The organism is Aestuariivivens marinum (assembly GCF_022662175.1).
Classification (GTDB): domain Bacteria; phylum Bacteroidota; class Bacteroidia; order Flavobacteriales; family Flavobacteriaceae; genus Aestuariivivens; species Aestuariivivens marinum.
Genome location: NZ_JAKMCR010000001.1, coordinates 1,571,087 through 1,581,720 on the forward strand (window position 1 = coordinate 1,571,087; position 10,634 = coordinate 1,581,720).

Below are 10,634 nucleotides of genomic sequence, written 5' to 3' on the forward strand. Positions count from 1 at the left end.
GCAGATTGTTACGGCACTGGCGTGCCTCACAATGACGTATTGGATTGTGTTTTCAGGCTTAATTTACACCGTTATTCTGAACAGAGTGAAGAATCTTAAGACTATATCCAGAAGTTGGTTTTGTTTGATGTTTACATTCAAACTCCCCTTTCTTTCACTGGGTGAAATGCATTCCCCTCTTTATCTCAAGAGGGGAGCTGTTTTGTTTATATATTGTGCTCCTCCTTTAAGTTTAAGGGAGGTGGCTGAATACTAAAAGTATTCAGACGGAGGGTTTGCAAATACTGAATATAAATTTTATTACCATCTTAACCACAAACACCATGAAAAACTAGATTAATTTGATAATTGATTTATCTTTAACGTGATAAATAAATTGAAATCATTGAAAATAGCCATTTACTCAGGATCCATACCAAGTACCACCTTTATAGAAAATTTAATTAAAGGAGTGGCTTTAGAGCATGAAGTGTTATTATTCGGTAAACAAACAGTGCCTACAAAGTATAAGTCACCCAACATAAAAATTTATGGAACTCCAAAAAATAAGATTGTAAATGTAATGATTACCCTGTTTAGGGTTTTAACGTTGATGATATTATATCCTAAGCGGTTTGCACACCTTTGGAAAGAATTAAAGCCCTATTCGGGATGGCATAAAAGGAGGCATGCTTTATCAAGATTGGTACCTGTAATACTTCATAAGCCAAATATTTTTCATATTCAGTGGGCAAAGGATATTAAGCAATGGGTGTTTTTAAAAGACAAGTTTGGTGTTAAACTATTGTTAAGTTTAAGAGGGGCACATATAAATTATTCTCCTATAGCAGATGTTGAACTAGCAAATACTTACAAAGCGTTATTTCCTAAGGTTGATAGGTTTCACGCTGTTTCAAAAGCGATAGCTATAGAAGCTCAAAAATATCAGGCAGATAAAGAAAAAATAGAGGTTATTCATTCTCCGATAGCTAAAACGACTTTTGATGCTTTTAGAGTTTTTGAAAAAAGTAATACGAATTGTTTTCGTATGGTATCCATAGGGCGTTTTCATTGGAAAAAAGGTTATAGTTATGCTATAGATGCAGTAAAACTTTTAAAGGAACAAGGTGTTCAAGTGCATTACACGATTATAGCTTCAAATGCAATATCTGAAGACATTGTATTTCAAATCCATCAATTAGGGCTTGAAAATGAGATTACCATTTTGGAGGGGATGCCACAAGATGTATTGTTTAAAAAAGTACAGCGTTTTGATGCTGTAATTCTGCCTAGTTTGGAAGAAGGGATTGCCAATGTGATCTTAGAAGCCATGGCATTGGGGGTTCCAGTTATTTCAACGGATTGTGGTGGCATGACTGAGGTGGTTATTCCTAATAAAACAGGATGGTTAGTGCCTGTACGAGATCCAGAATCTATAGCGAAAGCGGTGCAAGAGCTAATGCAGATGCCTGAAATCGAGTTGCAACGTATGACTTTGAATGCACACCAATTTGTTAAGAAAAACTTTAATGCCGAAGCCTCGATTGCCCAGTTTTTGGATATGTATAAAAGGGTTGTGGGGTGATAATTAGAGATTCTTCAGTCGGCCTTCGGCCTTCTTCTGAATGACAAAATGCGAACTCCCCGTCACGCCTTATGCCCATCCGCCATCTCGCCCCTTCGCTAAATATATCCACTGGATATATTTTTAACGCTCGGTCGCCCTCTTTGGAAAGGAGGGGAGCTTTTAGATTATTGGGCCTATAAAAAGGCATGTGTGTTCTATCTATTTTCTATATTAGTGCATTGATATGACCGATATAACCACTCCCATTATCCCAACGCACCAAACCTTTGCAAAGGTTAAGGCGCCTCATGAGTTAAACCTAGAGGCCATTTGCATATTTGCAGCCATAGGCTTTTTTTTGGATAGGGATACTTATTGGAAAGATCAGGCGGTTTTATCTCCCGCATCGCAACATACCTTGGATGGTGATGGTTATTTGATAGATTCCAAACCATGGTTTAAGTGGCACAGCAACCCGAAACCAGTATCCTTTTCTGAAGCCCTTGATGAATTTATAAGCTTATTTGAAACCATTGTTAAGGAGCAGACCAAAGACCAACGGGTTATATTGCCGCTTTCGGGAGGCTTGGATAGTAGGACCCAAGCGGCCGCATTGAAACAATTAAAAGCAGACGTTTTTAGCTATAGTTATGCGTTTGAGAATGGCTATCCCGAAAACAAAATAGCCCAACGTATAGCTGAGGTTTGTTGTTTTGAATTTGAAGATTATGTGATTCCTAAAGGTTACTTATGGTCGGTTATAGATGATTTGGCCAACATTAATAATTGTTATTCCGATTTTACGAGTCCGCGGCAAATGGCCGTTATAAATAACCTACAAGGCAAAGGGGACGTGATTTCCTTAGGACATTGGGGTGATGTGCTGTTTGATTCCATGAATCTACCCCAACTGTCTTTTGAAGAAACTGTAGAAGTACTGCCGAAAAAACTTATTAAACGAGGAGGACTCGAATTTGCTCAAGCCTTATGGCAGTATTGGGGTTTACAAGGTAACTTTATGGATTATCTTCGATCTAGAATTTCAGGGCTGTTGTCCAAAATTGATATTGAAGATACCAATGCCAAATTACGGGCGTTTAAGAGTCTGTATTGGGCACCACGATGGACTTCCGTGAGTTTGTCAATGTTTGAACGTATTGCTCCCATAAGCTTGCCCTATTACGATAATAGGCTATGTGAATTTATATGTACCCTGCCAGAATATTATTTAACAGGGCGCCAACTGCAAATAGCTTACATAAAACGTTATGCGCCGGCATTAGCTAAAATTACGTTGCAGGACCATCGCCCCTTCCATTTATATAATTACCATTTTGATAAAGTGCCTTATAATTTGCCCTATCGTTTCCTTAAAAAAATGCAACGGGTTATTTCATCGATTAAGGGATTACCTTATGTGCAACGGAATTGGGAACTTCAATTTTTAGGGCGCTCTAACCAAGAAGAGTTATTAAAACGTATAAACAATCGTGATTTTAATGATTTTATTCCAAAGGAGTTGGTAACAACTTATAACAATGAATTTTTTAATAAAGACACCTTACAATATGCACACCCTATGAATATGCTTTTGGTATTATCCCAATTTTATAAAACCCAGGTTCATGGCTAAGCGTATTAAGATATTATTTACCATCCCTAATTTTGATACTGCCGGCAGTGGTAAAGTCGTGTATGATTTGGTAAAAGGTTTGGATAAAACAATCTTTGTGCCTGAAATATGTTGCTTTCATGATAAAGGGGAGTTTTTTAATGAGGTTGCCGCTTTAGGGATTAAAATCCATATTTTTAGATTTGCCCAACCATACAGGCCTTTTTTAAGTTTACCGTTTCGAATATTAAAGATTTTTCGGTTTTTTAGGAAACATCAATTCGATATCATTCATTCCTGGCATTGGAGTTCAGATATTACCGAGCCTTTAGCTGCAAAATTAGCGGGAATCCCCTTTATATATACCAAGAAAGCTATGGGTTGGGGCAATAAAGCATGGCAATGGCGTACCCAGTTGAGTACTCAAGTGATTGCCATTAATACCGATATGGTAAATACCTTTTTAAAGCCCTTTAATTATAAAGTTGTTTATATGCCCTTGGGAGTCGATATCAATTATTTTAAACCTCAGCCTCCTTCCGAAACTTTGAAATCAACTTTAAATATCAAAGACTCAGATTTTGTAATTGTATCTGTTGCTAATCTAGTGCCAGTAAAGGGCATTGAGGTCCTGTTGGAAGCTGTAAATTTATTAAATGACGAATCGATAAAAGTATTGATTATTGGAGATTACCATAACACTTACGGTCATGACTTGAAGCATAAATATAAAGGCAGTAATGTTCAATTTCTAGGGAGGCACCAGGATGTACGTTCTTATTTGGCTTTGGCCAGTATTTTTGTGATTCCTACCTTAGATATAGGCAGAAAAGAGGGTTTGCCCATTGCCCCAATGGAAGCCATGGCTATGGAGAAAATAGTTATAGGTTCTAAAATTTCGGGTATTGTTGATATTTTAAAACCATTTGATTTTTGTTTATTTGAAGCTGGTAATGTTACCTCTTTAATAAAAATTATTAATAAGGTTATAGATATGACCAGTAATGAAAGAGAGTCTTTGGAAGAAACTATGCGTATTTCTGCAGTTCAATATTTTAACATTAACCAATGTGTTTTAAATCATCAAACACTTTATACAAAGTTATTAAAGCTATAGATTATGCTCTTTAATTCTTTAGATTTTGCTCTTTTTTTACCTATTGTTTTTTTACTCTATTGGTTTGTTTTTAGACGACATTTAATATTACAGAATGCTTTTATTGTAATTGCAAGCTACCTGTTTTACGGCTGGTGGGATTGGCGATTTTTAGGACTTATAATCTTTAGCACTATTGTAGATTTTTTCGTAGGGTTTTTTATGGCAAAACAGTTCGATGCTAATACCAGAAAAATTCTACTATTGACTAGCATTATTGTAAATATTGGTTTACTAGGTTTTTTTAAGTATTACAATTTTTTTATTTCAAATTTTGTAGAGGCTTTTTCACTTTTTGGAACAAAAATCGAAGCGAACAGTTTAAATATAATTTTACCAGTAGGAATTAGTTTTTACACCTTTCAAACCTTAAGTTATAGCATAGATATTTATAAAGGTAAGTTAAAGCCCACTCAAAATCTCATTGCTTTTGCTGCTTTTGTTAGTTTCTTTCCCCAGTTGGTCGCTGGACCCATAGAACGTGCCAAGAACTTATTACCCCAATTTTATAAAAAACGAAATTTTGTCTATAATCAGGCTGTTAATGGACTTCGACAAATTTTATGGGGCTTATTTAAAAAAGTAGTTATAGCGGATAACTGTGCTCAGTTTGTTAATTTGATTTTTGACAATTATACTAATTATTCAGCAAGCACTTTGTTGCTAGGTGCCGTGTTTTTTGCGTTTCAAATCTATGGTGATTTTTCAGGTTATTCGGATATAGCCATTGGTACCGCTAGATTGTTTGGATTTGACTTAAAACAAAATTTCGCTTTCCCTTATTTTTCAAGAGATATAGCCGAGTTTTGGCGTAGGTGGCACATTTCGTTGTCCACTTGGTTTCGTGATTATATTTACATTCCATTAGGCGGTTCAAGAGGTTCTAAACTACAACAAGTTAGAAACGTATTCATTGTTTTTTTGATCAGTGCTTTTTGGCATGGTGCCAACTGGACTTTTATTGCATGGGGTGCATTACATGCATTTTACTTTGTTCCTCTTTTAATAATGAAAAAAAACAGGGCCCACCTTTCTATAGTTGCTCAAAACAAGAGAATGCCTAAGATTAAAGATATTATATTGATGTTGTTGACTTTTGTATTGACTACATTAGCTTGGGTGTTTTTTAGGGCAGAAACCTTGTCGCAAGGCTTTGATTATATGGTTGGTTTATACAATGATTCTTTATTTACTATACCCCAAGTAAGACCTACTTACTTAATTATATTTATAGCTGTATTCCTGATTATTGAATGGTGTGGCAGACACAGTTTATTTGCAATAGAACATTTATGGCTAAAATATCCTAGAATAGTTAGATGGACATTATACTATATTATAGCTATAAGTATTTTTTTATATGGTGGTAAAGAACAGGAATTTATTTATTTTCAATTTTAATATATGAGAATAGGAATTGTACTTGCAAAAACACCACAATATTCTGAAACCTTTTTTATATCAAAAATAAAGGGGCTTCAAACAAATGGTTTTGATATAACTCTATTTGTACAAGACAAACACCCTGATTTTTCTTTATGCCAAGTAAGAATAGCTCCAAAATTCTATAAACAAAAACTGTTTAAACAATTATTAGTATCCGTTTGTTTCCTCTTTAAATTCCTAGTTTATTATAAGCGGTTTAGGCGTTTTATACAATTGGAACAACGGGCTGGACGACTACTGATACAAAGCCTAAAAAACGCCTATAATAATGTCCATATTTTAACCGCTAAACTCGACTGGTTGCATTTTGGTTTTGCTACCATAGCCATACAGAGTGAACATGTAGCAAAAGCCATAGGAGCTAATATGACCGTTAGTTTTAGGGGGTTTGACCTTGATGTTTATCCTTTAAAACATCCAGGATGTTATAATTTACTATGGCAACGGGTGGATAAAGTGCATAGTATTTCTATGTATTTATTACAAAAGGCATATGCCCTTGGTTTACCTAAGAATATACCACATCAAATCATAACTCCGGCAGTAGATTTATCACTTTTTAAAGAAGAGCCATTTGTGAAAAATAATCCCGTTCGGTTTGTAACCGTGGCACGTTTGCACTGGATTAAAGGATTACAGGCTACTTTGGAAGCTTTGGCCTTGTTAAAAGCTAAAGGAATGGATTTTAAATATCATATTATAGGAGATGGACCAAAATATGAAACCTTAATGTTTACCATTCATCAATTGGGATTATCCCAATACGTAGCACTTGTTGGAAAATTAGCCCATAAAGAGACTTTAAAGGAACTGGCACAAGCCGATATCTATATTCAATACAGTTACTCTGAAGGTTTTTGTAACGCTGTTTTAGAATCGCAGGCCATGGGCCTACTATGTGTGGTTTCAGATGGAGGTGGTTTGCCTGAAAATGTATTGCATGAGAAAACTGGATGGGTGGTTGAAAAAGGCAAACCAAAAAAGTTAGCTAAAACCTTATTGGATATAATAAATTTGTCAGAAGCTCCAAAAAACAAGATTAGAAATCAAGCTAGAACAAGAGTCATTGAAGCGTTTGGTTTAGAAAAACAAAAAATGGAATTTTGTAACTTTTTTACAACCTAATTAATAATGAACTATAGAAAACTCATTTCAAACCCAAAGCCCTATTTACAAAAACTTTTAAGTAAAATTATAAACGGTTTAAGAGTCTGTTTTTATAAAGGAAATGTGGTAGTTTGTGAAATATGTGGTTGGCAAGGGCAACATTTTTTTAAGGGAAAGTGCCCTAAATGTAATTCCTTACCACGTACACGCCTTGTTCCTTTTGCCTTAAAGTACTTTGGTTTGTTAAGTGAGGCTAAAAAAATATTGCATGTAGCTCCAAATTTAAATGAATACCACTGTTTAAAAAGCCTTATTTCAAAAGAGGCGCAATATGATAGATTAAATAATAGGGCTGTTAAGCATATTAACATTGTTGAAGATTTAACAAAGTTGACATTACCTAATGATCATTATGATTTGGTTATTGCTTGGCATGTATTAGAGCACATCCCAAATGATTTGAAAGCAATTTCAAATGTGTATAGTATATTAAAATCTGGAGGTAGGTTTTTGGTCAGTGTTCCTATTTATCCTATTGATAATGAAACGACCTTTGAAGATGAAACATTGCCTTATTATGATTATGAGAAAATACATGGACATGATGACCATTGTAGAAGTTGTGGTTTAGACTACTTCAAAAGATTTGAAGCTATTGGTTTTAAAACTAAAACTTTAAAGGTTAAAGATTTAAAATTAGATTTAATTAATACATATGGATTAAGTAATCACCATCTGGTTTGGTGTTTTACAAAATAGAGATGCTTTTTAAATTATTAACATACTTACAGCCGACACATTATTTTGGATTGCCTAGACAAAATGGTAGCTTTGTGTTTCCAGATGTCTCAACGTTACCTCCTGGTGATTTAAATTATGCTTTAATAGATAAAGACTATTGCTCTGAAATAGCTAAAAATTATGATGTTTCTTGGCAGCTTATACAAAAAGGCTATATAGGCCAAGAACAAACCATAAACACTATTGAAGCTATCCCTATACAAGATCAATATCGCTTTATTCGAAAATATTTCCATACAGCATGGGTGGCTTATGTGTTGGCTCTACGGTTACTAAGTTTTAATAACCCTTTTAGGGAGTTACAAGCCTACTATTCCAGCCGATATATCAAGCGAAGTAGGTATTTAGAAACCCCTATTCCTTATCCTAATTGGAATGGTTTTCAATCTAAACTACTGGAAAGCAAGCCTAAAATTAGTATTATTATTCCCACCTTAAACCGATACAATTACCTCCAAGATGTTTTAACCGATTTAGAGCATCAAGATTACACCCACTTTGAAGTTATTGTGGTGGATCAATCTGAACCATACGAGGCTTCTTTTTATAGCTCTTTTAAATTAGATATGAGGGTTTATCGTCAAAAGGAAAAGGCCTTGTGGTTGGCCCGTAATACAGCCGTTAAAGCAGCTCAAGGCGATTATTTACTGTTTTTTGATGATGATAGCCGTGTTGAACCCAATTGGATTAGTATGCACTTGAAATGCCTGGACTTTTTTAAAGCCGATGTGTCTTCTGGGGTTTCTATTTCAAAAATTGGCGATAAGGTTCCTAAAAATTATTCTTTTTTTAGAATAAGTGACCAGCTGGATACGGGTAATGCTTTGGTGAAAAGAGCGGTTTTTGAACAGGTTGGTTTGTTTGACCGTCAGTTTGAAAAACAGCGCATGGGCGATGGCGAGTTTGGGTTACGTGTGTTTTTGCATGGCTTTTTAAATGTGTCGAATCCTTATGCCAAACGATTGCATTTAAAAGTGGGCTCTGGGGGGTTGCGCGATATGGGCAGTTGGGATGCTTTTAGAACCCAAAAATGGAATGCGCCCCGTCCCATACCCAGTGTGCTCTATTTTTTTAGACGTTATTTTGGAAACCAAAGAGCTAAACTAGCTCTTTTAAGGCTGGTGCCCCTTTCTATAATGCCTTATCGCTTTAAAAAGAATAAACCTCTATTGGTATTGGGTGCTTTGATATCGATTGTACTTTTACCTTTGGTATTGTTTCAGGTTATAAAATCTTGGCGTTTATCTACTTGTAAATTAAAACAAGGCCCATTAATTGATACTTTAAAGTAATGATAAAACCTAAGCATATCCTTATTGTGAGTTCTGAATTTCCACCACAACCCGGGGGTATAGGCAATCATGCCTATAATTTGGGAATGCAGTTAAGTAAACATGGATATGGAATTACCGTAATAAGTGATTCCAGATCGGTTTCTGGTGAACTGGAAGCTACGTTTGATGCTGCATTGCCCTTTAAAGTGATTCGCATTTCAGTATCGTTTATTCGATCCTTTATGTATTTAAAACGCCTGTATTTTTTATGGCGCCATATAAGACATAACGATATGGTTATTGCTTCGGGAAAGTTTTCTTTGTGGAGTGTGGGGGTGTTTAGCTTGTTTTTTAATAAAAAGTATTTGGCCATCATACATGGGTCTGAGGTTAATTTAAAGTCAGTTGTTTTTAGGAAGTTAACGGCAATGGCCCTGAGACGTTTTCGGTATATTGTTGCCGTTTCAAACTATACCAAAGGTTTGGTGGAGCAATTTAAACGGGATTGTATTAAGGTCATTCCTAACGGGTTTGATGCCTCTAAATGGACAGATGAACCACTAGACAAAAGTTTGCATTTAAAGGGAAGTCCTAAGCTTATTACTGTTGGTCGTATTTCTGAACGCAAAGGGCAGATAAACGTTATAAGGCACTTGCCTGAATTGCTTAAGCTGTTTCCGGAACTTCACTACCATTGTGTGGGCATTGCTAATTCTATGGATGCTTGTTTAAAAACGGTTAAAGCGTTGGGGCTTGAAGATTATGTTACGTTTCATGGTGAAGTAGCACACCAAGAGTTGAAACAACTCTTGATAGCTTCTGATATTTTTGTGATGCTAAGTGGTGAAACAAAAACAGGAGATGTTGAAGGGTTTGGTATTGCTATAATTGAAGCCAATGCATTGGGAATTCCTGCTATTGGCGCAAGGGGAAGTGGGGTAGAAATGGCTATTTTAGAAGGTAAATCTGGAATTCTCATTAATCGAATGGCTGCCAAAGCATTTATTAGTGCTATATCTAATATTATGCACAACAAATCAAAGTTTAAGGAAGCGTCTGTTTTATGGGCTGAGCAACATCGTTGGGATAAGGTTGTTAAGCTTTATATAGATACTATTAATGCGTATCCTTAACTATTTTTTGGCTAAATTTAATTTTAATCCTCTGTCTAAATACTATCGAATTTATTGTCATTCAGAACGAGCACAGCGAAGTGAAGAATCTATTCTAAGAGGGATGCTTCGCTCCCTTTGTCCATTCGCAGAGACGTTTTTGAAATGAGAGGGTTTTTTTGAACCCTCCGTCTCACGCCCATGGCGTAATCCATTTCCCTTCACTTCGAGTGCCTCAGTGACCAGCAAGGAAGAAAGGGTGTTTTATTACGGTAAATTCGAGTTATATACGGTATTAATCATTAGAGGGGAATGAATCCAGTCGCAGGGCTGGAGAAATGGGCGTTTGATTTTATTAATGTTCTTTTTTTCATTGCCAAAAAAAGAACCAAAAAAGTCTAGTGCTTATAGCTTCGGCGGTCAAATCTGATTTTGAAGCCTAAAACCTATGGGCTCCTCCCGTTGGTCGTCAAACAGCATAGGTTTTCACGGCTTCTTCAATCTGTTGACGCTCGCCTGCCAGCTACAAGGCACGTTAGGTTGTTTCATGTCTGAACCCTCTTTCTAAATGGAGTTCCAT

General features: G+C 35.8%; 8 protein-coding genes. All 8 read left to right on the forward strand.

The window, feature by feature from the left end; translation table 11 throughout:
• Positions 1-376: 376 nt before the first annotated feature.
• The 8 genes from MR053_RS06850 to MR053_RS06885 all read left to right on the forward strand — a co-directional run bounded on the left by MR053_RS06850 (position 377) and on the right by MR053_RS06885 (position 10,075).
• Positions 377-1,564, forward strand: coding sequence for a glycosyltransferase family 4 protein (locus MR053_RS06850; protein WP_242131703.1), 1,188 nt, complete (start codon positions 377-379; stop codon positions 1,562-1,564).
• A gap of 226 nt (positions 1,565-1,790) precedes the next feature.
• Positions 1,791-3,179, forward strand: a complete 1,389-nt coding sequence (locus MR053_RS06855) for an asparagine synthase-related protein (protein ID WP_242131704.1) — start codon at positions 1,791-1,793, stop codon at positions 3,177-3,179.
• A complete protein-coding gene (locus MR053_RS06860) occupies positions 3,172-4,275 on the forward strand; it encodes a glycosyltransferase (protein ID WP_223549271.1) in 1,104 nt (367 codons plus the stop codon). The genes MR053_RS06855 and MR053_RS06860 overlap by 8 nt, the downstream gene beginning before the upstream one ends.
• A gap of 3 nt (positions 4,276-4,278) precedes the next feature.
• Positions 4,279-5,715, forward strand: coding sequence for an MBOAT family O-acyltransferase (locus MR053_RS06865; protein ID WP_223549269.1), 1,437 nt, complete (start codon positions 4,279-4,281; stop codon positions 5,713-5,715).
• A gap of 3 nt (positions 5,716-5,718) precedes the next feature.
• The gene (locus tag MR053_RS06870; protein WP_223549267.1) at positions 5,719-6,885 is read left to right on the forward strand and encodes a glycosyltransferase family 4 protein; all 1,167 of its coding nucleotides are present in this window, start codon (positions 5,719-5,721) and stop codon (positions 6,883-6,885) included.
• 6 nt (positions 6,886-6,891) lie between these two features.
• Positions 6,892-7,626, forward strand: coding sequence for a class I SAM-dependent methyltransferase (locus tag MR053_RS06875; protein ID WP_223549265.1), 735 nt, complete (start codon positions 6,892-6,894; stop codon positions 7,624-7,626).
• A 2-nt stretch (positions 7,627-7,628) separates the two neighbouring features.
• The gene (locus MR053_RS06880) at positions 7,629-8,960 is read left to right on the forward strand and encodes a glycosyltransferase family 2 protein (RefSeq protein WP_242131705.1); all 1,332 of its coding nucleotides are present in this window, start codon (positions 7,629-7,631) and stop codon (positions 8,958-8,960) included.
• Positions 8,960-10,075 (forward strand): glycosyltransferase family 4 protein, encoded by a 1,116-nt coding sequence (locus MR053_RS06885; protein WP_242131706.1) that lies wholly within the window; start codon positions 8,960-8,962, stop codon positions 10,073-10,075. Before MR053_RS06880 ends, MR053_RS06885 begins: the two co-directional genes overlap by 1 nt.
• Positions 10,076-10,634: the final 559 nt, after the last annotated feature.